Source organism: Legionella pelazae (assembly GCF_052527395.1).
The window spans coordinates 392,359-415,266 of sequence record NZ_JBNVZS010000002.1 but is presented as its reverse complement, the minus strand read 5'-3'; the positions used below and the strand labels follow the sequence as shown (position 1 = coordinate 415,266).

Here is a 22,908-nt window from a genome sequence, read left to right as displayed (position 1 = left end):
CTCCTAAAAAATACCTGTATGTTCTAAAATCTCCCTAGATTCATTTTCCTCTGAAAAATTATTAATATTATTGATGTCATTTCTTAATTCTTCTAAAAGAGTTTCAGTAGGATGTTTCTGATTACTTAGTTTAGCGCTCTGATTCCAAAACCATTTAAGTGATGTCGGCTTTTTAGTCGTCTTAACTGTTGGTAATGTAGTAATCAAATCATTAATTTGCTCGATTATCATGTCCTTACGTATACTAATGAAATTAGGAACTGCAGGGAGTCTCTCATCGAGATAGAGTTCTGCATTCTTTTTTGATGTCTTTAGGTTTTCTAAGATAATTTGAATGACAGGTTCATTCTTAGCTTTAACCTCCCATTTTGTTATGATCTCACCTACTTTCGCTATATAATGTTTTACTATTTGATGAGTTTCTGAACTTTCCGGGTTTAAACTACGCCCCTGGACTATATCATCAAGTGTTAGTTCTTGTAACTGCTTAAAAGTTTTCTCTTTGACCATGCATACATTATTATCTTTTAATATCTGAATGCCAGTAAGAAGATATTTATAATTTTGAAAATCACTATAATCAGCTCCTTCAGATGTACCAGATCGGTTAATAATATCGGTAAATCTTGAACTTATAGCAATACTTAGAGTAGCAATCATCTGGTTGGCAACATCCATTACTTTTTTCTCTTCAGGAGGATTATCATAGAATGTACGCCGAAACGTATCTGGTGTTATTTTTAATACTGTTGCAAACGTCTCTAACATAGAATCAGTTAATTGGCCATAATGGGGGTTTCGATCGCCATTATGTAAATATTTTTGACAATCAACAAACTCATGTAATAGTAAGCCAATTTTGTTAAGAGTATATTCAGCAAAGTTCCCTTTTTTAATTTCGTGCAAATACTCTAAGGCAAACTCGTCAATAGATTTAGTATCAAGAGAAGGCAAATTATTTAAAATACGTCCCAGCGGGCCTGTAGTCTTATTATCATAAGCTTTTTGAAGAAAATTTTGAGCGTCAGCATCAGTAAGAATGAATTCTCTTATATAAGTAGGTATGTTATGCCTGCTAGCATCTGTAATAAATTTTCTTTTATGCTCTTCATAAGTATAAATTTCTGCTTTATGTTCCATTTGCTCTCCTAGAACGGTATGTTAGCCAGGACATGACACACGCCTACTATCACAATAAAAATTAAATAAAGTAAAATAATTTTTTAATTTATTTTGGGCCACCTACATCTAAAGTAGATGAACTAACTTGACTTGCATTAATGTCATCTTTTAACTCTTTTAAAAGAGTAATTTTACCTTCTACTGCTGCCATTTTGCTTTTGCCAGAAAATAAACCTCCAGAAAATCTTCTTTTCTCCTCTTCTAAAGGCTTAATTTTTTCATCAATCAGCAAGCTAAATGAATTTTTTCGTTGGCAAAGATAATCAGGTGTGAGCATTTCTCCCATATCGATAATCATTTGTGCATTCTTTACAGATTTTTCTAACATATCTAAAATTTCTTTAACTATCGGATCTTTTTTTTCTCGCCACTTAGCAATAACTAAGTTGAAGTGTTCTAGAGATTTCTGTACTTGCTCATTAAGAGCAAAACTTTTCATGAGGGTATCGAACGTATACTTTTCTAAGCTCTTAAATGTAAACGTATTAACTGCAGAAGCCATCCCTTTTGCATTTAAGCTAAAGCCACTAGCTAGATATCCATATTGGCTAAACTCTTTGCTCCATGGTTCATTAGCGCATAAATCTATAAAGCGAACGCTCATTGCCATGACTAAAGCAGCTAACATTAAATCAGCAGCAGCCTTAACCTTCTTTTCTTCCACGGGACTACTATACAATTTCTCTTTAACTTCTTCTGGTGTTTTATTTAGCATTTTTGCGAAAGTTTGTAATAGAGAGTCATTTAACTGCCCATAATGCGGATTAGGAATACCCTTATCTAGAGTAGGATTACAATCAACTAAACTAGGCAAAACGTCATAGATCTGTCTTAGGGTGAACGCAGCGAAATCGCCACTTTTAATTGCTTGCAAAAGTTCACTTGCAAAAACGTCAATATCCTTGCCATCGAGTGCAGGTAAGTTATCAAACATACGACTTAGTTGACTTGTTTGACCAGATCCATAAACATCTTCAACACAACTTTGCGCTTTAGGATCTTGAGCAATGAACTCACTTAAATAATCACCTTTATTCCACTTTTCTGGTTGGCTAGCAAACTTTTTTTTATGTTCTTCGTAAGTATATTGCTCTATTTTAGTTTCCATGTAACACCTCACTAAGGTTAATTCAAAAGATAAAATTATAAATTAAACAAATCGCATAAGTTTAATTATCTAACTAATTGATACTTATTTAGCCAATAATTTTATCATAAAGAACTTAAGGCAATATTATTACTTTAGAATCTAGATAGGATAATAAGAGAAAAAATATCTGTTAAATTATTTTAATTTTGTTGCATACCAATTTCTTCCTTTCATAAGATTAGCCCACCATTTTTCTGTCTTTTCATAATTCATTAAAGACCACTGGGGTGGGTTAGTTACTAATGCTTCGCCCATCATTTTTGCTTTTGCTGTCTCTTCAGTAGCAATGGTTGCTTGATAATTTTTCCATTCTTCAATTGTAGAACTACCTAGTTTTTTGCTATTACTTTTGTGTAAGAGCTCATAGAGCTTAATAGCGTCGGTTAAGGCTTTAAGCACACCTGAGCCAGTATGAGGTCTTAAAGTTACCGCTGCATCACCTACAAAAATGATTTGATTATCTATATAAGGTGGTAATTGGAAATCAAAAATAGCTTGAATAAATGGCTCGGATGTCTTATCTACTAGTGCTGCAGCGGATATAGGAAGCACTTTCTTTGCCAATTCTTTAATATAATTAATTTGTTTAACAGATAAACTTCCTCTAGGGAGAGATTGTTTATGCTCTTTCCCATTCTTATCAATTAACAAATCACCTAAAGGCTTACCCTGGCAATTCTCATACAGTACCCAATTTAATAAATTATGCCCTACTTCTTTATCAGGAATTTTATAAAATAAACTATGCCCCTCTTTATAAAAGTAGTAAAACATATGTTTTTCATATGAGTTTATATCTGCTACTTCAGCTTCATTTAATAAGCCACGCCATACTATGTAACCCGCATAGTTTGGCAAAGCAGAAGGCAACAATTGAGAGCGCACAAAAGAATTAATTCCATCCGCCCCGATGATAAATTCAGTCTGGTAAGTGTCTTTTGAGGTCTCTATGATAAAGTTGTTGTTTTCTTTAGTGATAGAAAGTGCCTGAGTTTCTAAACAATAATACTTCTTATTAATGCGCTTAGAGAGATTTTCGTAAACATGCACCCAATTGACGGCCTGAACATTAACAGGTTGCGTCCAAAATCTTATAGATTGGCCATTCTCATTTCTTCTCGAAAATGAACGAGCAGTGATTGGTAAACGTGGCATAGTGTCATCTAGCAAGTCAGATTCTATGCACTGCTTAATAAGGCTCTCTGGTAGAGTTAATCCTGCACCTTGATGGTCAAGGCTTGTTGCACGCTCTAAAATAACAAAATCTATATCCAACCTTTGCAACAAAGCGCCGAGTGCACATCCTGCTATAGAACCACCGACAATGACTATATCTTTTTTTAACACAAAATTAACCCCTTTAAGTTCAATTACTTATATTTTAAATATAGACTGTGCCTAAAAATATCATATTTCTAGTTGATTTCATTGACTAATCCTAATAAAGTCACAAAATTAACTATTAAATTAGGAAAAAAAAACAACTATCCGATTAATTTTTATCCTTTTTCGGTAAAATAATCTTTGACTATGAAGCTTTTTATGCAAGATTCTCGAACCTTTATCTTAGTTCATGGTGCCTGGCATGCTGCTTGGTGTTGGGAATATATAGCTAGAGCACTAAATTTAAGAGGGCAGAAAGTTCTCATGCCTAATTTACCTGGACGTCAATTAAGTGCGAATTGTCCTAATACCATAGGCTTGCAAAATTATGTCACATGCCTTATTGACCTTATAAAGGAACAATCAGAGCCAGTGACACTGGTTGGTCATAGTATGGCTGGTTTGGTTATTTCAAAAGTTGCGGAGGCACTACCTGATGCGATACAAGAACTTATTTTTGTGGCAGCCTATATACCTCAAAATGACCAATCTTTATTCGCAATCGCGCAAGCATTAGAGTCAAACAATCTAACTCCTTACCTTATTATTAATGAAGATTATCAGACGATTTCCCTAAAGCGCTCACCAGATTTAGTGGATATTTTTTTTAATCATTGCAACTCAGTTGATGCTAAAAAAGCCTTGTTTAAATTACAACCCGAGCCATTAAAACCCTTAACTGAGCCAGTCAAAGTTGGTAAAAACTTTGCACGCGTTGCTAAGCGATCTCTTGTATGCCGATATGATCAAGCCCTTCTGTTAACTGATCAATTGCGTATGAGTAAAGCTGTGACTAATAATATTGTATACTTAGACGCCGATCATGCTGCTTATTATTCCGGCGCCAATCAAATTATAGATGCATTACTACTGTGAAGAGAATTTACCTATGCTTAAAAAAATTTTAAATGATTACAGTGTTGCTACTACTTCTCTCCTAGCTAACTATTGGAAGAATGAAGCTAAAAGGAAAGAAAATTGGCCAGAACTAACTCAAAAACAAGGTAGGCGGGATAAGGATCTTTTTAAAGATGAAATGATGTCTCAATTTGTAAATGAAGACATTAAAGAAGAGGCTGAACAGCGACTAGATAAAAGAATGTGGCTTCCGCTTGCAACAAGAACGCGCTTTTTTAGGCAAACTATATCTGATGCAGTCAAAAACAAAGACGTAAAACAGATTGTCATTTTAGGCAGTGGCTTTGATACATTAGCGGCCCGAAAAGCCAAATATAGTGAGCACTTTGGAGTGCGGTTCTTCGAAATTGACCAGCCCCAAATTTTAAAGTCAAAAGAAGAAATTTATGCGGAAAAATATATTAATAAAAATGCCACTTATATTGGCCTTGATTATGTTAAGGATAATTTAATTGAAGCATTAAAAAAGAATGAAATTGATTTTAACAAACCAACTCTTATTCTTTGGGAAGGTAATACGTTTTATCTTGAGAAAGAAGAAGTTATCCAAATTCTTAAGAATTTAGCCAGGCAATTTAGTCATTTAATTATTACATTTGATTATATGCACGCATTAATGCAAACTAAAACACAGACACTAGATTCAGCTGCTAATGAAAAATGTCTAGAAAAAACGCTAGATGAATTCGCTAGCAAAAAGTCGCCTTTTAAAACTTTTTTTGAGCCAGAAGAAATTGTCACTATTTGTGAAGAGTTAGGCATCCACTGTGTTAACCATAAAACAGCAGCAACACTCGCTAAAGATTATCAAGTTGATGAAGAACCTTACTATACTGCAGAGACTTATTCTGTGGCGGCTTTTGAACTACCCTAATGGTTTCCTGCTCACTTTCCTTCAAAGAGAAAGGCTACTTTCTTTATGTTAAAACTAGCCTTTCTCTTATGTAAACTACATTATTTTTTTATTGGTATTGCAACGCATCATTTGTAGACTCAACCTTCGTAGGCTCAACTGCTGGGGAAAATATGATTGTATGTTTTGAGTCTACTAAGATATCATTTCCTCCTGTTTGCCCTATCTGAGGAGCTACTGATTGCTTATCATCAAGAAGCCCTAGTGGGCCGCCAGGGCCATAAGAGCCTCCACCAAATCCCTTTTTATTATCCAAGCTTGGCTCTTTGTCTTTTTCATTTCCAGATTCAGATGTACTAGCTGACTTAGAACTCACCTTTTCAATAAGATACCTAACCCCGCTTACACAAAGCTGGCCAAACTTTATAAGTAAAGCAATAGCACCAGGGGCAGCGCCAATAGCAGCACCAATTCCTGCGCCAATTGCAGTACCAAAACCAGGAAAGATAAATGTTCCTATCACAGCACCAAGACCTGCACCAACTAAAGCGCCCGTACCCATAAGCGCAGCACCCGCTTTAGGGTTTCCAGTAAAGGCATGAACAAGGCCACTAAAACCTAAGCTTACCGTAAGCCCTGCGCCTGCGCCAAGCGCCGCTCCAATAGCAGTTCCTATACCTGGAAATATAAATGTTCCTATAGCTGCGCCAATGGCTGCGCCTACTCCCATAGAAGCTAAAACACCTGCCGCGGTCGCTTCCACTTTACGCTTTTTTACTGTCTCATAAATTGACCAGCCAGTTGCACCTAAAGCGCCACCACCGCAGGCACCAATGATACCTAAAGCCATTGTTCCTATAACAGGAAAAATAAATGTACCGATGAGTGCCCCGGCACCACCACCAATTATAGCACCTAAGACTGGCCCTAAAAGAAAATTACGTAAAAATGTAGCAGGCCTTGCTGCTGCTTTTTTGAATTTAGCCCATGTACTTACGGGCTGAGGATGTTTATTCTCCTCTTCAGAAGATATAATCTTGTTTTTCAATGCATTTGAACGTCGTTGAGCCATCTGTCTTAAGCGCTCTACATTATCAAGCATTTCTTTAAGTTGTTTTTTATTTTCAGCATTAGCATAGGGGATTTTATCTTGTTCTTTTTCATTTTTATGATGTACCTCACAGCGTAACCCTATAACTTCATAGTATGTTTTTAATATAAGACTAATAGCGTTTGCATCTTCCTGAGGTAAATCTATTTTGCTTTCATTTATTAATTTTATAGTCCCTGGAACTGTAAGGTGTGAGCCATCGTTACTGTATAAACCAAATTCCTCACGCAAACCCATGAAAATAAAATCGATAGGGCGAATTATATGGGACTTAATGTCAATAGTTTCAGGATTTTCTGCAGGTGCTGGATAATCTTTAATAGCTTTATCATAAAGCGCGTGAGGAGTAAAGTGACGGTTTAACTTAGCACTACCTCTAATTTTATTTTTTAATTGATTCCCAAGTTCATAATTTCCAAATATGGGAAGCGAAGACATAATTGAACGAACGGTTGGTGGAGCATCAACCTCCTCACCTTTCTCTAATAGGTTAAATAGCGTATCAGGTGTGCCAGTAAGAGTGGCTGGATTCATTCCAATAGGATCAGGGTAGCATTGATTCTCAGTAAAAAAAATACGGGTACATAAATTATTTAGTCCCTGAAATACTCTTTTTACATTCTCGATATCCTTTTCATCTTGAAGAAGAACAAAAGCATCTAAATCACTAAATGGCGTGGCTTGAGCTCTAGCAAGCGAGCCGGCAAAATATACTTCCATGCCTTTTGGAACCGTTACTCCGAAAGCCTCGAAAGCCTCATTAATCATTTTCTTATATAAATTACGAAAATGAAGTTGCCACTCTTGCCACGCAAATAATTCCTCTCTCTCTTGTAGCCTTTCCTTAAATTTATTAAAAAGCTTTAACGCGTTAATATAGCTTTCTAATTTTTCAATATCCGCCTTCTCAGTTAACGCAGCTAAATCCCTAATGTCTATATATAGCTCAGGTATTTGGATCTCTTGTTCCTCTTCTTTACCATCAGATACTCTATCTACCTCACGCATTTAACTCTCCAATATGCTTTAAATTAGAACAAGTCTATAAAAGCCTTAAAATATTTAAATATCATTATACTAATTGTATATTAAGCTAACATTAAGGGCTATTATATCATTTTTAGATTATTTTTAGTACAAATTTATAATTTTATTTATAGAAATAAAAAATCATGAAATTTCGAAATTTAAAGTGAGTTACTATTTAACTACTTATATAGTAGATAAATTTATTTTAGTTTGTTACTGCTCTAACTTGCTCAGGCTTAATAAGACTAAGCCTGTACCACAATAATTCAACACTTCTAGCTTTAAAATTTAAAGAATACCTTTAACTTATATTAAACCACCTGCCCTGCTGCCCACCCCGAAGACCATGCCCATTGGAAATTATATCCACCTAACCAACCTGTTACGTCTAACACTTCACCAATAAAAAATAAACCAGGTACTTTTTTTACTTCAAACGTTTGAGAAGAGAGTTCATTGCAGTCTACTCCTCCGAGCGTAACTTCCGCCGTGCGATAGCCTTCCGTAGCATTAGGTTTGATTGACCAGTTTTGTAGGATTTGGGCAATTTCTTGTAGTTGCTTAGTGCTAAACTGCTTAATAGGTTTATCTAAGGGATAATATTTATAAAAGACTTCCACAATACGCTTTGCAGTATAATTGGCTAATATCGTTTTTAAAAAGCTATCGGGTGAGAAAGTTTGAGCTTGGTGTAGTTTATGATATAAATCAAAATCGGGTAAAAATTTAATAAATATGGATTGTCCTGGTAGCCAGTAAGATGAAATCTGCAGTATGGCAGGCCCGCTTAGTCCCCGATGGGTAAAAAGGACCTGCTCTTGAAAAGCCATATCATTACAACTTACTAATCCTTCCATGGCATTTCCTGTTAAGGCTGATAAATATTCCTTATCTTTCTCATGAAGGGTAAAAGGTACAAGTCCTGCTCTCGTCGGATAAACATGTAAGCCAAACTGGGTGGCAAGTTGATAACCAAAAGGGCTTGATCCTAACGTTGGAATAGATAAACCGCCTGTGGCAACCACTAAAGAATCGCAATAATAAGTATCTTGCTGGCACTGCACAACAAATTGCTTCTCTTTTTTATTTATTGATTGGATAAATTGATTTAATTTAATCGTTACTTTACTTCTTTGACATTCTGCTAATAGCATTTCAACAATTTGCTGTGATTTTTCTTCACAAAATAATTGACCTTGAGTCTTTTCATAAAAAGCAATCTTATGGCGTTTGACAAGATCAATAAAATCCCATTGAGTATAGCGACTTAAAGCCGATTTACAAAAGTGTGGGTTATGCGAGATAAACTGGTCTGGACTTGCATATAAATTCGTAAAATTACACCTCCCACCACCTGACATCAAAATCTTTTTACCAGGCTTATTGCTTTTATCAAGAATTAAAACCTGTCGACCGCGTGCACCCCCCTCAATAGCGCACATCATGCCAGCAGCACCCGCGCCCACAATAATAACATCAACTTTAATCATGAACTGCTAATAATAATCACATTGGACATATTGTAACATAAGGCTAGCGAGAGATAGTTATACACGAGGGCCTGTTAACGGTTACTCTACGAACCTTAAGTGGCGTCATTGTTGCATGAATAATTAGAAAACTAATGATGGTCAAATTGGCCTTATGTCATCCTCGCGGAGGCGCAATGCTGTCCGGATAAAGAAAAAAAGAGGTTGCACATCCTTGATAAAGCGCAAAGAATAGCGCCCTAAATCCCCATTTAGGTCAAGGATGTGAGTTGTGAAAGATAGCGTATTTCAACAATTAATGAAACCCTTAAGTAGTCGTTTAATGCAAGCATGTGTTAGCCGTTTTCATTCAGATTATGCCTATGAGAAGTTTAAGACCTATGAACACCTGCAAACGATGCTTTATGTGGACTTAAATCAAATCAGCAGTCTAAGGAGCTTAGAGGTTTCGATTAATAACCACTGTATCGGGTTAACCACAAAAGTTTGTCGTTCGACGTTAAGTGATGCTAACCGTAAACGCCAAGCGGATTGTTTTTTATGGCTCTTAGAGCAGCTATTAGTGTTATTACCTAGGAAGAAAAAAGCTGAATTTGGCAAGGTTGTTCGCTTACTTGATAGTAGTCCTATTCAACTTAAAGGACATGGTTATGAGTGGGCTAAAGCCCATGCCACCCAACGCAGCGAAGGGTTAAAACTTCATGTTGAATACGATTTAGGTTTACAGGCACCGATTCGAGTTCGCTTGAGTTCTCCCAATGTCAATGACTCATCGATGGGCAAAGTATGGCCTATTGAGTCAGGGACCGTCTATGTCTTTGATAAAGGTTATTGTGATTACAATTGGTGGTGGCATATCCAGCAACAAGGGGCTTTTTTTGTCTCAAGATTAAAAACTAATGCCGCCGTTAAAATAGAGCAGGTGTTAGAGACACAACAAGACTCGTCTATCTTGCAAGATACCCTCATCCGATTTACAAATTAAGACCAAGAGGCGGTAAAAAGAATCTCTATCGCGCACCTTTGCGGCGAATCTATGTCAAACGTCAAGGTAAAACACCGCTTGTCATCATCACCAATCTGCTTAATCAACCCGCTGAACAACTCGCTAAACTTTACAAAGCAAGATGGGACATTGAACTTTTTTTTAAATGGATAAAGCAACATCTAAAAATAAAAAAATTCCTTGGAAAATCGCACAATGCTGTCAAAATTCAACTCATTACCGCCATCATCGCTTATCTGCTGGTCTTTCTTTTCAAACACACTAACATTCTCTCTATGCCTCTTTATTTAATGATGGTCTGGATTAAAGTGCAGTTAGAAAAAACAGGGACGCTAAGTAGAAAAACACTCAGCATTAAAGTCGCACCCCTTAAAGTAACCGGAGACTGCTTTTAACCGGACAGCAGTGCGTGCAAGCGGGGATCTATTCATCAATTAGCACTAAGGTTAATTTTTAGATGGATTCCCGCCTGCGCGGGAATGACATTAGTATTTGGAATGATGTTAGTTATTTGAGAGCATTGTTTCGTTATTTGATCAATGCCAGACAAGCCGCAGAACGTAAAAGGTTTAATTATTTTGAAGAAAATGAATTATTATAGACACTAGTGTTGATAAAAAAATATTCACTGATTATGATAAAGGACTTTATTCTCAATTAGGCTATAAAAATGGATTTATCTACTTCTCAAATTGAATTCTTTAATGATAATGGTTATTTAGTTATTAATGACTTCTTCTCGCAATCAATTTGTGAAAAATTAAAAGATCGTATTCATTGGATTTTAGCTAATCAACAACATGCCATTCCTGCTACCATCTTTTCAACTCATACTAACGAACATGCGCGCACTGACTATTTTTTAAACTCTGGTGATAAAATTCATTTCTTTTTTGAGCCTGATTCTTTTGATAATAATGGCCAGTTAAAGCAGCCTTTAGAAAAATCTCTAAATAAAATTGGTCATGCCTTACACGAATTAGATCCAATTTTTAAAGAACATTCTTACGATTTGAGATTAAAAAAGATTTGCCATCAGCTTCATTTTCAAAAACCAAGTTTGCTGCAATCCATGTATATTTTTAAACAACCTAATATTGGCGCAGAGGTTAATTTACATCAAGATAGCACCTACTTACATGCCGAAAATAGTGAGGTTTTAGGTTTTTGGTTTGCCTTAGAAGATGCCACCATACAAAATGGCTGTCTACAAGTTATTCCAAGCCCTACTTCAACTCCACTAAGTAAGCGAATGATTCGTAGAGGCAATGAAATTTATTTTGAGGACTACCATCGGTTAATTTGGCAAGAAGAAAATTGTATTCCTTTAGAGGTCAAACAAGGCAGTGTGATTTTGTTGCATGGCCGCCTCCCTCATAAAAGTAATGCCAATTTATCTCCTAACTCTAGGCATGCCTACACATTACATGTGATTGATGCTGCTTTTCCATATCCTGATTCAAATTGGCTACAAAAGCCTAAAGGATTGGTGGACTGGCATTAGAAATAATTTAAGACCCAAGTTATATTGTCTCGGAATGCAAATTTTTTCTAATCTCAACTAAGCGAATTAGCGCATGTAAGTAAGCGACGAGATTTTCTTCTTCAGTAATAGAAAGAGGCTCTTTAAATTCATTTGATAACACTGCTGATATAGCTTCCTCTAATTGCATTTTCACTTCAATCTCTTCTACAATTATTGAATCTTGATATAACACAGCAACTGTTTGCTCGAGCTGCACTAAATTTATTGAGAGTTTAGCCGCTGTTTGCTCAGCTTGATCTTGGTTAATGGTATTTAGAATATTTTTTAATGACATATTTAATAATACTGAAGCCCTAAAGGTGTTTATATATTCTGTTAGTCTTCTCTGCTTATCAGTATTTAACGTTTCATTAGATAAGGTATCTATCAGGCTACGACATAACCAAAATAGGTTAGTTAGATCATATAAAATACCGCCTTTTCGTAGTGTTAAAACAGTTATGCAATTATGAAATAGATAGCGTTTTAATTTATTAAGCTGCCTTCGTAACATAGCTATTAAATCAGTACGCCAAATCAAATTCCCTACAATAAAACTTGCCATAATCCCCATAATAACACCTGCCAGACGTTCTAATGGTGCTGCTATCTCAACAGGTGGACCGCCAGCTTGAGCTAAGGTTATTAGCATAGCTACATTCGCTTGTAATCCTAAATAAGAATAAGCTGTAGACTTAAAAGAAAGATAGCTAAATCCCCAAGCAGTAAAAAAGATAATAATGATTAGAAGATAAAAATTTAAAGGCAGCCAATACATAATTGAAAGTGGAATGCTACCACCAGTTAAAGCCCCTAGAAAACGCAATATGCTGGTATTTTTCATCTCAAACAAATTCTTTTTAACTGAGATGATAATACTGCTAATAATACCCACAAACCCGCCAGGCCAGTCGCTTATGATCCATAAAGATAATGCGATTAATGCAGTTAATCCAACTTTTATACTATGCATTAATACATCAGGATCATTGCGCAATTGCTGTTCAGTACTGATTACTTTGGTTTTTTGACTTTTCTTGCTTATGCCAGACAATGCTTTTTGTAAATCAAGAAGAGCTGTGTTTGTTTGCCGAAAAAAATGGGTAATGGCTAATTCTTCTTTAGTGGTTAAGGTGCCTAAGTTTTCTAATTCCGCAATTAAGCTAGGCAATTCTAAACGAACTTTTAAATTTCTTTCTATAAAAGCTTGATGTAAATGAGCAAGATCTTGCCTAGCTGTTACAAATAAAGTGTCAGTTAAATTAATTAAGTTAGAACTGATGACTTTTTCACTCGTGACACTTAATGAATGAAAATAATCAATAGCTTGCCTTAAATCGGCAAGAGAAGTGGTAAAAAACCGAAATTGATCAATCATATTTTTATCATTATCAAACTCTCTATGCATAAAACTAATTAATTCCGAAGTCTTACGAATCTTTTTTTTAACCTTTAAATTTTCCTGCCTAAACGCTAGAGAAAGTTGAGTGTCTGAAGCTTTATACAAACTACTAACTTTATTAAGCAGCGAATCAATAGCAGTAAGAAGAACGGTTATTTCTTTAGCAACATCTCTACTTAGGCTATTTGGGAAAATAAACAAGGCAACTATAGCGGAAACAATAACCCCTAAACCCATTTCAACTGGGCGCCAAATGGCGATTTGAAAAGTTGCTTGTGGGTCCATGGCAAGCTGGCCTACAACAAAAAATGCACCAATTCCACCTAATAAGTAAGCATAGGCATAGCGACTAAAATTGTAATAATAAGTTGCAGCGGCAAGAATAAAAAAATTGATCACAACATAGAGTAAGAAACTATTAACGATAAAGTGAGCAAGATAAAATCCTGACCAAACGCCAATAAAAGTTCCTACTAAGCGCATTATTGATTTATCAATAATACTACCTGTATAAATATTGGCTACCATAGCTACTGTTATTCCTGCCCAATAAGGCTTTTCTAGATGTAGCGCATAAGAAATTACAACAGCTATTACGACACCGATAGCTGTGCGTAAAGCAGCTCGATTTTCTAGCGAATGCGGCCAAAACTGTTTTAAAATTGCCACCTTATTCACCGATAAGTTACCGTAGTTGCACTTGCGCCAATCCGGAGTGGATAATCAGGACTAACGTCATCTATATAAATACGCACGGGAAATCGTTGAGCAATGCGAATCCAATCTTCAGTAGGCTCCATATAAACTAAAGAAGATGGCGCAGCGCCCTCGGATTGTACCCGGTTAATACCCCAGCCAATACTTTTAACATGTCCATGAAACGTTTTTCCAGGATACATGTCTAACCAAATTTTTGCCTTATCACCAGGTTTGATTAGCCGTATAGCAGTCTCACGATAACGTGTTTCAACCCACCATTGCTTAGTATCTATAAAAGCAAATAACCATACCCCTGTTCTTACATATTGTCCTACGCGGAGGTTAAAATTTGTTATAAGTCCATCTGTTGGTGCAACAATTGTTGTGTGTTGATATAAATAGAGGGCTCTATCATAAATGGCCTGGGCTGCTTTAACTTCATTATCATCAAAATTTTGCTGAGCGATTTTAAGGTTATGGGCTGCAGCTAGTACCGCTGCCTCTTGTTCTTTTATTCGCGCAACAACATTCACTAACTGAATTTCTGCCAAAGCACCTTGTCGAGTTAGTTTACTAAAACGTTTGTAATAATCTTGACTTAAACTTAAGAAAGCTTGTGCTTGTTTTAATTTTTCTTCAGCGATTTTAATTGCTAACTTTTCATTTTCATAATGAATCTTAGCTAAATTGAGTGATGCTCTTGCTCTATTTAGGGCATAAATATAAGGTCTTGGATCAATCTCAACAAGTTTATCGCCTTTTTTTACAGCTTGATTTTCTTGTACATATAATGCGCTTATTGGTCCTGACACTATAGAAGCCATATTAATTACATTGGCTGATACGTATGAATCGCTTGAACGTGTATCGTAGTAGGCAAAATAACGATAGCCTAAAAAAGCTAAGGCGATAATGATCAACGTGATCAAATGCGGCCAATATGGAAATTCAGCCAATTGTTCACGATTCATAAGTTAATCCCTAGCTAAGTGAGCTTAAGTATCATGAAATCTATTCATGCCAAGAAGCCTATTTTGCCTAAATCTCTTATTAATATTATCTATCTCACCAGATAGTTTTTTGTAGCAATATCTGTACCATTTTAGACTATTTAACATGCAGAAATGACTAGGCTTTCTAGAAAATAACTTCAGGATTTATTAATGATAATTAAATTATCATTTTAAATAACATTTAACTATAGCGAGTTATGTTCTTATTTCACGATTTGTGCTCGTTAAAAAACAACTGTCTTTGAATTTTTATTAATAATTCTTTAATATTTTTGTTTTATAATTATATAAATTGATTAATTTAGGTACACATATGAAATACGATGGCTTCAACGCATGGCTAGATCAGTTAAAAAATGCAAAAATAATAACGAGAATATCCTAGCGTCTATTAATGCCTTAGAGCAAGTACTGACTAAAAAATATAATGGGGATACTGAAAACGGTACAATAGCCCAAATCAGAAAAAAATTATCAAATTTAGACAACCTTAAACCGAATTATGGGGATTATCAGGTTTCAATTCCTCGGATTCTTAGCCTTCTTAATTCTCAAGAGGAGGCCGATGAGTTCATTACAACTTATCCTTCTTATCCTGAAAATGATATCAGAAGAGATAAAGGAAATGCCACCGAAAAAAAACAAACTTCTAGAAACAGTGTTCCTTTACAACAAGCCCTTATGATAGAAGAGTTAAAAAAACGGCAAAAAAGCCAAGGAGCAAATTCAGAGGGGGTAAAAGCAAAATCAGCCTCTAAAAGCAAAGCCCCTTCGTTAGAGACATCTGGCACAACCTCTAAAGCAAAATCTACCGTAAAAAGTCATAATAATCGCTTTCTGGGCAAACCTACTGGAACAAAGGCAGGGGTTAAGGATTCAACTAACAAAAAAGGGGAACCCAAAGATTTGCCTATCGGAAGAAGATTGCTACACTAAGGGGATGAATTAGAGCTATTGTTAATCAATATGGCCAGTACTACATAACTCTTGATGGTTGTTTATATCCGATTTTAAACAATTAATATTCGATAGTGAGCCTATTACTCAGCCTATAATCATTTAAATTTCAGTTCATTTAATTAAAGTCGTAAGATCTAATTTAATCAGTCTAGGGAATGTCCATTTCCCACCTAGATAAGTGACTTCTAATTTATCTTATAACTATTCTATTTATGAGGGACCATAATTGATTTTATATCAATGCCCTTAGATTCTTGTAATAGATTAGGTGATTGATCTAAATAAGCCATTTGAAAATAAGACTTATCGGCCAGAGATATTAAGCTTGGATCTTCTGGATACTCTAGAAGCATTGGAAATAATACAGACTCGCCAATTACTTCACGTCTGTCACCTGAGCGAGGCTTTAATCCCCATAGATTTTGATAAGTCATTGCTATGGATGTTGACGGATTATTAGGATTAGAATACTTACCAACATATAGAATAATATGGCCACCGATATAAATAATCGTCATAAAGGGCTTGCCATGGTCTAATAAAAAGTCAACTCGCTCTTTTGCTGATGCAGCACTCATGTCCACCTGTTTGCCTTCTTCAATTTGTCGAGAGGAATGCCTTGGTAACCAAATGCCAAATGGTGTAAAGAGGCTTTTTAATTCAGCAGAGCAATCATTATAAAAGTAAATACCGCCCCAGCCATAAGGCCGACCAATAAGGTTAGTCATCACTCTAGCAAAATTATGAGGCGTTGCAGCAAGAGGCATCACAACAGCTTGCTTGTTTGTAACAGTGGCTTCGGTAATTAGAGCACGTTGCTTAGTGTCAGCAATAGGTACTAATAAACGCAAAGCGCCATTGTCTTGCCTGGTAGGAAAAACTGCGCCAACATAACTGGTCACTAAGAATTGCCCTTCTGCATTTAAGAGTTGAGTATCTGGGCGAATAATAGCCGCCATTTTAGCCTGTGCTGCTGCTTTCCACTTAGTAACAAAGGCGTCGCTGGTACGAGCAATTCCTTTACTATCAACCCAAGCAATATATTCTGGCGTAAGTACTAACAGCCAGGCATGATCTTTACTTTGGGCTAGAATATATACTGGCGTTCCTGCCCAGAGAGCAGACTGCTGTAAGTTATCAAACGGGTAGCCTTGACCTGGAATTTTATAATGATAAAAGTCAACATCATGAGTTGGTAGTGCACGGGCATCCAGATTGTTAATGGCAATACCTCGATTATTACTTTGATAAGTTAGAGTATCTAATTGCTCTAAATCAATATTTTGCGCAATTTTATTTATCCAATTGCTAGTATACGGCCTAAAATTTTCCCCATAACCAATAGAATTACTTTCTTTACCTTCGTTATTAAATTCATCCAATACGCTTTTTTCAAAGGCTTTCAAATTATAAGGAGCAGATTGTTGTAATAAATAGTTAACAAAATCAGCACTCCAAGGCGATTTCTTACCAAAATAATGCTCAAAAAATTGCGTCATACGCTGCTTCTGAATATCCTGGCTTAACAAGGGTTGATTGTAGTTAGGATCAGTAGGTTTAATCCATGAAGAAACATTCTGGTCGTAATGTTCGATAGGAAATACTGAAATAACGTCTGAATCAGCATTAACTTGTATTATAGAGAAAGAGAAAAGCGCTAAACAAAATAAACATTTCTTTACTAATTTAGTCATAAAAAAATCAGATTAACTAAAAAAACACCATTATACACTAATTAAGTTAGATAGCGCCAGCTTAAAATACCAGGTTTAATGATCACCTGTTGCTTACAATTTTTAAATTTTAAAAAATTTATGTTAGCAAATCGCAATTGTAGAATTGAGGTTTGCGAAGATAATAAAGCGATAGTCAAACGCCATTGATTAGTAGGATAAGTGTCGCTATTGCTTTTAATTCTTATACAATTAAACGGCCCAAGGTATTCAATGACATAATTGTAAGTAAATTTACTGTCGGTTATAAAACACCCGCCCTGCTGCTTTTTTACTAAATTAATCACTTTATTTGGATCAAGCTTATCAATTACACAAGGCAAACTCCCACCTTTATAATTAATTTTATCTACTAATTGGAAAGCTAAATTTTCTAAATGCTGTAACACTTGAGCACGAGTTATAAACTGGTTATGAGCTTTTTGGTGTAAGGTTATTAACTCTATTTGTGCTAACAACAGCAGTATAACTAGACTTAGTACAAGCGCAGTTGTTAATAGAATTATTCCCCTTTGCTGCACGATATCCGTACTCGAGTATGCAAATCGATAGTCTTATCGCCTATGCCTAAAATAACCTCAATAAATCGATAGCCTTCCTTTTTTAACATTTTGGCAGAAAAGCGATTAACCATAGAAGTTAACTGTTCGGCATGTTTTAATTTATAGAATAAATTCCTTACCCCATACTTATCAATTTTGGTAAAAAATTGTTCCTCTAACCAGCTACCTAGATACATAGGTGACAGGTAATGAAAAGAGAGCGGCTTTTTTAAACCAACTAATAAACCTGATGAAGTATACTCAACTGAGCTTAGCTCATGGATTTCGCCATGCACACAGTCAGCAATTAACACAACTTCGCCTTTAGTTAATATTTTATTATCGGTAATTAATAAATGTTGCGAGTCAAACTGGCGCTTCACTGTAAAAAAATCATCGCTCATACGCCTAATAATTAGGCTATTATCTTTAATTTGAATAGATGATAGCTGTAAGTTGCTGCTTTTGCGCCCATCTCGCATTATCAAATAATCGCTATTTAGACAAGGGGTAAATCCTGCACTTCTAATGCTAGCGCGAATTAATTGACTTATTAATTGAATATCAAGCGCATTATCTAATTTTTTCTGAGCTGTTAAATATTGGCGCTTACTATTTAGATAAGTCTGTGTGAGAATCTCTATTAATAAACAAAACAAGAAAACACTTATCATTAGCTCAAGTAAGCTTATACCTCGCTGCTTTATCATTATTTATATTCTGTTTTAGTTAAAAAAACTCAATAGCTAATAAGACAATGAACTCGCTCTATCTTTAGCATAACTTAAGGCGGTGACTGTTCAATTAAGTTGGTTGCATTAACAAACTGAGGCCATTGGCTAATAATTTCATTACTTAATAAAGAATGATGTAATTGTTGATTAAGAAGTGACAAAATAGCTGTGCTTATTATAAATAGCGAAACAAGCACTTCGATTAGTGAAAATCCGCGTTGCATACCGTAATCCATTATTGAGGTTTGAAATTGCGCGCATAGAATAGCCTCTTTCTTAACTTCTAAGCAAGAAATATTTTGTTATATTAAACACATTCCCTTTACAGCATTTCTTAAGTAAGATGAGCAGCATTCCTTAAAGTATTGAGAAAAGGAGAGAGTTTTGTCTTGTGATTATCTACAACTGCCGCATAAAGGTATCAGAAATTTAAACCCTTATGTACCTGGAAAATCTATCGAAGAACTGGCGCAAGAAAAAGGTTTAAGTCAAATCATTAAGCTTGCCAGTAACGAAAATCCTTTAGGCTCTAGTTTAAAAGTTAAAGATGCGATTACTCAACTAACAAGTTTAAAGATGGCTACATACCCGGCAGCTGCTAGCCATCCGCTTCAAAAGAAATTAAGCGAAAAATTAGCTGTCTCTGAAAATCAATTAATTTTAAGTAATGGATCTGATTTATTATTTTCTTTACTACTTACAATTTTTGGGCTGCATCAGAATAAGTCTATGCTTACTCATGAGTATGCGTTTATTACCTACAGCATCCAGGCTCAAACTTTAAACATTCCAGTACAAATAAGTCCTTTATTACCGACCTGGGAAGTTGATATTGAAGCAATGGCAAACATGGCCAGTACCAACACTTCATTAATCTTCTTAGCAAATCCTAATAATCCAACTGGATTACTTATTCCTTTAGAAAAGATTCATTATTTGCTTAAACAGGTTCCTGACTCAACCATAGTAGTCATTGATGAAGCTTATTATGAGTATACTTATAAACCGAGCCAACAGGGAGCTCTTAGTTTATTTAATGAATTTTCCAATTTAGTTATTACAAGAACATTTTCAAAAGCCTATGGGCTTGCTGGCTTAAGACTTGGTTATGCAATAGCGCATCCTGATGTAATTAATTTATTATATCGAGTTCAATTACCTTTTGCTGTTAATCAAGTCGCTTTAGAAGCAGGTGCTGCAGCTTTAGAAGATGAAAACTTTCTTGCCGAAACAGTTACTGTCAATGCCCAGGGATTAGAGCAGATGCGGCGAGGTCTAACGGACCTTAACTTACAATTCTTACCCTCTGTAGGTAATTTTATTACCTTTGATTGCGGTCAAAATAGTTTATCTATTTATCAGCAATTACTTGATGAGGGAATTATAGTCAGACCACTGCATAATTATAATCTCCCTAATCATTTGCGAGTGAGCGTGGGTTTGCCTGAACAAAATACGCGTTTCCTTAAAAATTTAGCAATTATTCTTGGAAAATGAGGAATATTTTATGAATAGCGAATTAAAACAAAAGCACTGTCAATCGTGTGAAGGAATTGGAGAAGCACTTAACAGTCAACAAGTGGGTAATTTAATGCCTCAACTCAACGATAAATGGCAAGTTTCAGCTGATAATAAAAAGATTACCCGTTCGTTTAAATTTCATGATTTTTATGAAACCATGGCGTTTGTTAATGCGCTAGCCTGGATAGCTAATATTGAAAATCACCACCCTGACTTAGAAGTTGGTTATAATTATTGTCATGTTAATTTCATGACCCATGCTTTAAAGGGACTTACAATGAATGATTTTATTTGTGCTGCCAAAGTTGATGCGTTATTAGAAGAATAATAATTAATTAGCACATGTTGACAATTCAAGCCTACCTACGTGCTGCGACTTGTTCGCAGCATCAAGGATAGTTAAATAGATGATATACAGCCTAACGCAAATAGTTAGACTATTTTTTTAATAATAAATTCTAAGATTATCGATCTAAAGAAATTTTTATTCAGCTTATTCTTACAAGCAAATCGAACATTGCTACAAACCTAAGAAAAGCATCCGTTTTGAAACCTAATATTTCTTCAATCTCTTAAATTATTTTATTCAGAATTTAAAAGTGACTTAATATTCATTTGTTCCTTAACTGCCTTTTTTTGCTCGTCTGTCATACCTGACTTAAAAAAACTGAGAGATTGCTGAGTACTTTCACTAGAGGGACTCCTCTGATTATCAGAGTTAGTAGCAGTAGACTTAGATTGATAAGATTTCTCTATTTTTTTTATTAGTTTATATGTACTGCGAGGAATTCCATTAGTCCCTTTAGTCAGTTTACCATCTGAGTCAACTTTCTGTTGTCTATAGTACCTATATCTTGGAACTGCACTAGGATCTTTGCTAGGTTTACCACTATCTTGGTCAACTCGTTGTCGACCATACCAAGTAGAGTGAGGAATTGAGCCGCTTTCAGTGCTTGTTTCACCCCTCTCATTAACTCGTCTATTCTTCTCAGGATCAGAGCTACGCTTAGGCATAAAAATCTCCAAATTGTATATAATTAATACAATTATACTAAATTTATATTAACAATTTATTAAGCCAGATTAAGACAATAGCTGCCTAAATATTGCCTCAAATTATCATTCAGGGAGGTTTAAAACGTCGATACATTATTGTAGAATTTTAAATTACAAAGCTATATAACAGACAGAAGGCGAGCGCTAAAATCTAGATCAAGCTGATATTAGAGAAATTAGGTTAAGCCCAAAAAAGAAAAGCTGTCTTCCTGGATATGAACAAAGCAACCAGCCAGAAAGACTATCTTTCGTAAACTCTCTAAGATAGCCACTGGCCATTCATGTTTATCTTAGGTTTTATCAGTAACTGGCCTTACTATTAAAACATCGCATTCAGCACCATGTAAAATGGCATTGGCTGTTGATCCTAACAGTAATGCAAGCCCATGTTTACCATGACTACCTGTTACGATCAGATCGATATTTTTTTCTTTAGCAACGCGAAGGATTTCATTTTTGGTTGAACCATATTCAATCATACAATGTGCTTCATCAACACCTAGCATTTTAGCTAGTGAAGCGAGTTCTTTTTCAGCTTGTTCACGAATAGAAATTTCCACCTCTGCAAACCCTGCAAAGCCCGGATAGGCATAAGCTGGAATAGGTTCAACCACATGAACTAATAATAATTCAGCGTTATTCTCGTCAGCAATCTTCTTAGCTTTTTGTGCAGCCTTTATACCTACTTCATCAAAATCAGTAGCAAACATTACTCTTTTATACATCCTAATCTCCCTTAGAATTCCTCTAATATAAGCCTACCAGAAAATAATAAAATTTTCATTTAACTATTTGCTTTCACTGCTTAACTTTTGTTACATTTCTGCCTAAGGGGTGCCTATCAATGTATCTACAGCTAATTTAACTATTTATGAGATTTATAAGTAATGTTACTTAATAAAACATATGCTAAGTAGGTACTAATTTGTAGGGCTGAGATTATACCCATTGAACCTGTTCGGGTTATGCCGTCGTAGGGATTTAGTTATGTTTTTAGATATATTTGGTGCAATCACCTCTTTTTTAGCGACATTTTATTTTATTCGCTTAAATAGTTCTGCGTGGCTAATCAGCTTAGCAGCCATAAGCTTAAACAGCTGGCTTTATTGGCAAAAAGGGATTTATGCTGATATGTTTTTAGAATTATTTTATTTTATTACGACTTGTTATGGCTGGTTTAGATGGCATCGGACTAATAAGAATATTTATCAATCTATTCTTATCTTAAACTTAAAGCAGTGGCTTTTAGTTTTAATAGCTATTAGTAGTCTCTTTTTAACTATATATTATGCGCTAACTTACTTTACAAATTCAGATGTGGCAACACTTGATGCTCTTACAACTTCATTAAGTTTAGTAGGCCAATGGCTTATGTGTCATAAATTTATAGCGACCTGGCTAATTTGGTTTATTACCGATGCAATTTATGCTTATTTATATCTGCAAAAGCAAATTCCCTTTCATGTTTCATTAATGATTCTTTATACCATCATGGCTCTCTATGGTTACTATAGTTGGTTTCAAATATTACGAAATAGTAATAATAATCAAAGCGCTTTAAAGCTTATAGAACAGGCAACTAAAACCGCTACATAAAGCGG

Annotated in this window: 23 protein-coding genes; 10 read left to right on the top strand and 13 right to left on the bottom strand. The window is 35.3% G+C overall.

The annotated features are described in order from the left end of the window. Positions 1-3: 3 nt before the first annotated feature. From ACQUW5_RS04255 to ACQUW5_RS04245, 3 genes are all read right to left on the bottom strand, one after another. The gene (locus tag ACQUW5_RS04255) at positions 4-1,140 is read right to left on the bottom strand and encodes a hypothetical protein (protein ID WP_444989968.1); all 1,137 of its coding nucleotides are present in this window, start codon (positions 1,138-1,140) and stop codon (positions 4-6) included. An 88-nt stretch (positions 1,141-1,228) separates the two neighbouring features. After that, positions 1,229-2,290 (bottom strand): hypothetical protein, encoded by a 1,062-nt coding sequence (locus ACQUW5_RS04250; protein ID WP_444989967.1) that lies wholly within the window; start codon positions 2,288-2,290, stop codon positions 1,229-1,231. Positions 2,291-2,467: 177 nt separating this feature from the next. Next, a complete protein-coding gene (locus ACQUW5_RS04245; protein WP_444989966.1) occupies positions 2,468-3,679 on the bottom strand; it encodes an FAD binding domain-containing protein in 1,212 nt (403 codons plus the stop codon). A gap of 195 nt (positions 3,680-3,874) precedes the next feature. Here ACQUW5_RS04245 and ACQUW5_RS04240 point away from each other — a divergent pair, with 195 nt between their 5' ends. Beyond that, entirely contained in the window at positions 3,875-4,591 is a 717-nt protein-coding gene (locus tag ACQUW5_RS04240) for an alpha/beta fold hydrolase (protein ID WP_444989965.1), read from the top strand. A 13-nt stretch (positions 4,592-4,604) separates the two neighbouring features. Beyond that, positions 4,605-5,507, top strand: coding sequence for a class I SAM-dependent methyltransferase (locus tag ACQUW5_RS04235; protein ID WP_444989964.1), 903 nt, complete (start codon positions 4,605-4,607; stop codon positions 5,505-5,507). Positions 5,508-5,595: 88 nt separating this feature from the next. On the opposite strand, the gene ACQUW5_RS04230 is transcribed toward ACQUW5_RS04235, so the two are convergent. Further along, positions 5,596-7,605, bottom strand: a complete 2,010-nt coding sequence (locus ACQUW5_RS04230) for a hypothetical protein (RefSeq protein WP_444989963.1) — start codon at positions 7,603-7,605, stop codon at positions 5,596-5,598. 332 nt (positions 7,606-7,937) lie between these two features. Continuing rightward, a complete protein-coding gene (locus ACQUW5_RS04225) occupies positions 7,938-9,116 on the bottom strand; it encodes a BaiN/RdsA family NAD(P)/FAD-dependent oxidoreductase (RefSeq protein ID WP_444989962.1) in 1,179 nt (392 codons plus the stop codon). Between the two features lie 271 nt (positions 9,117-9,387). Here ACQUW5_RS04225 and ACQUW5_RS04220 point away from each other — a divergent pair, with 271 nt between their 5' ends. The 4 genes from ACQUW5_RS04220 to ACQUW5_RS04205 all read left to right on the top strand — a co-directional run bounded on the left by ACQUW5_RS04220 (position 9,388) and on the right by ACQUW5_RS04205 (position 11,626). After that, positions 9,388-10,101, top strand: a complete 714-nt coding sequence (locus tag ACQUW5_RS04220) for an IS4 family transposase (protein WP_444989961.1) — start codon at positions 9,388-9,390, stop codon at positions 10,099-10,101. Positions 10,102-10,139: 38 nt separating this feature from the next. Further along, positions 10,140-10,517, top strand: a complete 378-nt coding sequence (locus tag ACQUW5_RS04215) for a transposase (RefSeq protein WP_444989960.1) — start codon at positions 10,140-10,142, stop codon at positions 10,515-10,517. Between the two features lie 62 nt (positions 10,518-10,579). Continuing rightward, the gene (locus ACQUW5_RS04210; protein WP_444989959.1) at positions 10,580-10,723 is read left to right on the top strand and encodes a hypothetical protein; all 144 of its coding nucleotides are present in this window, start codon (positions 10,580-10,582) and stop codon (positions 10,721-10,723) included. Between the two features lie 69 nt (positions 10,724-10,792). Next, positions 10,793-11,626 carry a phytanoyl-CoA dioxygenase family protein gene (locus ACQUW5_RS04205; RefSeq protein ID WP_444989958.1) on the top strand — a complete coding sequence of 278 codons (834 nt, stop codon included), beginning with the start codon at positions 10,793-10,795 and terminating at the stop codon, positions 11,624-11,626. A gap of 19 nt (positions 11,627-11,645) precedes the next feature. Here ACQUW5_RS04205 and ACQUW5_RS04200 read toward each other — a convergent pair whose 3' ends face one another. Together ACQUW5_RS04200 and ACQUW5_RS04195 are read right to left on the bottom strand one after the other, a co-directional pair. Continuing rightward, entirely contained in the window at positions 11,646-13,718 is a 2,073-nt protein-coding gene (locus tag ACQUW5_RS04200; protein WP_444989957.1) for an FUSC family protein, read from the bottom strand. Between the two features lie 5 nt (positions 13,719-13,723). Further along, on the bottom strand, positions 13,724-14,719 hold the full coding sequence (locus ACQUW5_RS04195) for an HlyD family secretion protein (RefSeq protein ID WP_444989956.1): 996 nt from the start codon (positions 14,717-14,719) through the stop codon (positions 13,724-13,726). Between the two features lie 378 nt (positions 14,720-15,097). Between ACQUW5_RS04195 and ACQUW5_RS04190 the strand changes: the two genes are divergently transcribed. After that, positions 15,098-15,697, top strand: a complete 600-nt coding sequence (locus ACQUW5_RS04190; protein ID WP_444989955.1) for a hypothetical protein — start codon at positions 15,098-15,100, stop codon at positions 15,695-15,697. Between the two features lie 230 nt (positions 15,698-15,927). Here the strand turns inward: ACQUW5_RS04190 and ACQUW5_RS04185 are convergent, their stop codons facing one another. From ACQUW5_RS04185 to ACQUW5_RS04170, 4 genes are all read right to left on the bottom strand, one after another. Next, positions 15,928-17,415, bottom strand: a complete 1,488-nt coding sequence (locus tag ACQUW5_RS04185; protein ID WP_444989954.1) for an SH3 domain-containing protein — start codon at positions 17,413-17,415, stop codon at positions 15,928-15,930. 41 nt (positions 17,416-17,456) lie between these two features. Then, positions 17,457-17,975 carry a hypothetical protein gene (locus tag ACQUW5_RS04180; protein WP_444989953.1) on the bottom strand — a complete coding sequence of 173 codons (519 nt, stop codon included), beginning with the start codon at positions 17,973-17,975 and terminating at the stop codon, positions 17,457-17,459. Then, positions 17,957-18,706 (bottom strand): PilW family protein, encoded by a 750-nt coding sequence (locus ACQUW5_RS04175; RefSeq protein ID WP_444989952.1) that lies wholly within the window; start codon positions 18,704-18,706, stop codon positions 17,957-17,959. Before ACQUW5_RS04175 ends, ACQUW5_RS04180 begins: the two co-directional genes overlap by 19 nt. A gap of 74 nt (positions 18,707-18,780) precedes the next feature. Continuing rightward, positions 18,781-18,954: a type IV pilus modification PilV family protein gene (locus ACQUW5_RS04170; protein WP_444989951.1), complete on the bottom strand. Its 174-nt coding sequence runs from the start codon at positions 18,952-18,954 to the stop codon at positions 18,781-18,783. A 160-nt stretch (positions 18,955-19,114) separates the two neighbouring features. Here ACQUW5_RS04170 and hisC point away from each other — a divergent pair, with 160 nt between their 5' ends. Both hisC and ACQUW5_RS04160 read left to right on the top strand, forming a co-directional pair. Beyond that, complete coding sequence (gene hisC, locus ACQUW5_RS04165; protein WP_444989950.1) at positions 19,115-20,227, top strand: histidinol-phosphate transaminase; 1,113 nt, start codon at positions 19,115-19,117, stop codon at positions 20,225-20,227. A gap of 10 nt (positions 20,228-20,237) precedes the next feature. Beyond that, positions 20,238-20,579, top strand: coding sequence for a 4a-hydroxytetrahydrobiopterin dehydratase (locus tag ACQUW5_RS04160; protein ID WP_444989949.1), 342 nt, complete (start codon positions 20,238-20,240; stop codon positions 20,577-20,579). A gap of 254 nt (positions 20,580-20,833) precedes the next feature. On the opposite strand, the gene ACQUW5_RS04155 is transcribed toward ACQUW5_RS04160, so the two are convergent. Together ACQUW5_RS04155 and ACQUW5_RS04150 are read right to left on the bottom strand one after the other, a co-directional pair. Continuing rightward, positions 20,834-21,265 carry a hypothetical protein gene (locus ACQUW5_RS04155; protein WP_444989948.1) on the bottom strand — a complete coding sequence of 144 codons (432 nt, stop codon included), beginning with the start codon at positions 21,263-21,265 and terminating at the stop codon, positions 20,834-20,836. Between the two features lie 332 nt (positions 21,266-21,597). Then, positions 21,598-22,032: a universal stress protein gene (locus ACQUW5_RS04150; protein WP_444989947.1), complete on the bottom strand. Its 435-nt coding sequence runs from the start codon at positions 22,030-22,032 to the stop codon at positions 21,598-21,600. Positions 22,033-22,294: 262 nt separating this feature from the next. On the opposite strand from ACQUW5_RS04150, the gene pnuC reads away from it, so the two are divergent. After that, positions 22,295-22,903: a nicotinamide riboside transporter PnuC gene (gene pnuC, locus ACQUW5_RS04145; RefSeq protein WP_444989946.1), complete on the top strand. Its 609-nt coding sequence runs from the start codon at positions 22,295-22,297 to the stop codon at positions 22,901-22,903. Positions 22,904-22,908 lie beyond the last annotated feature (5 nt).

Excerpts from the sequence above, each read along its gene's own strand:
- ACQUW5_RS04175 (WP_444989952.1), bottom strand. The coding sequence starts at position 18,706 with ATGATAAAGCAGCGAGGTATAAGCTTACTTGAGCTAATGATAAGTGTT.
- ACQUW5_RS04170 (WP_444989951.1), bottom strand. The coding sequence starts at position 18,954 with ATGCAACGCGGATTTTCACTAATCGAAGTGCTTGTTTCGCTATTTATA.
- ACQUW5_RS04210 (WP_444989959.1), top strand. The coding sequence starts at position 10,580 with ATGGATTCCCGCCTGCGCGGGAATGACATTAGTATTTGGAATGATGTT.
- ACQUW5_RS04255 (WP_444989968.1), bottom strand. The coding sequence starts at position 1,140 with ATGGAACATAAAGCAGAAATTTATACTTATGAAGAGCATAAAAGAAAA.
- ACQUW5_RS04190 (WP_444989955.1), top strand. The coding sequence starts at position 15,098 with ATGGCTAGATCAGTTAAAAAATGCAAAAATAATAACGAGAATATCCTA.
- ACQUW5_RS04250 (WP_444989967.1), bottom strand. The coding sequence starts at position 2,290 with ATGGAAACTAAAATAGAGCAATATACTTACGAAGAACATAAAAAAAAG.
- pnuC (WP_444989946.1), top strand. The coding sequence starts at position 22,295 with ATGTTTTTAGATATATTTGGTGCAATCACCTCTTTTTTAGCGACATTT.
- ACQUW5_RS04225 (WP_444989962.1), bottom strand. The coding sequence starts at position 9,116 with ATGATTAAAGTTGATGTTATTATTGTGGGCGCGGGTGCTGCTGGCATG.
- ACQUW5_RS04235 (WP_444989964.1), top strand. The coding sequence starts at position 4,605 with ATGCTTAAAAAAATTTTAAATGATTACAGTGTTGCTACTACTTCTCTC.
- ACQUW5_RS04155 (WP_444989948.1), bottom strand. The coding sequence starts at position 21,265 with ATGCCTAAGCGTAGCTCTGATCCTGAGAAGAATAGACGAGTTAATGAG.
- ACQUW5_RS04240 (WP_444989965.1), top strand. The coding sequence starts at position 3,875 with ATGCAAGATTCTCGAACCTTTATCTTAGTTCATGGTGCCTGGCATGCT.
- ACQUW5_RS04195 (WP_444989956.1), bottom strand. The coding sequence starts at position 14,719 with ATGAATCGTGAACAATTGGCTGAATTTCCATATTGGCCGCATTTGATC.
- ACQUW5_RS04185 (WP_444989954.1), bottom strand. The coding sequence starts at position 17,415 with ATGACTAAATTAGTAAAGAAATGTTTATTTTGTTTAGCGCTTTTCTCT.
- ACQUW5_RS04150 (WP_444989947.1), bottom strand. The coding sequence starts at position 22,032 with ATGTATAAAAGAGTAATGTTTGCTACTGATTTTGATGAAGTAGGTATA.
- ACQUW5_RS04230 (WP_444989963.1), bottom strand. The coding sequence starts at position 7,605 with ATGCGTGAGGTAGATAGAGTATCTGATGGTAAAGAAGAGGAACAAGAG.
- ACQUW5_RS04160 (WP_444989949.1), top strand. The coding sequence starts at position 20,238 with ATGAATAGCGAATTAAAACAAAAGCACTGTCAATCGTGTGAAGGAATT.
- ACQUW5_RS04205 (WP_444989958.1), top strand. The coding sequence starts at position 10,793 with ATGGATTTATCTACTTCTCAAATTGAATTCTTTAATGATAATGGTTAT.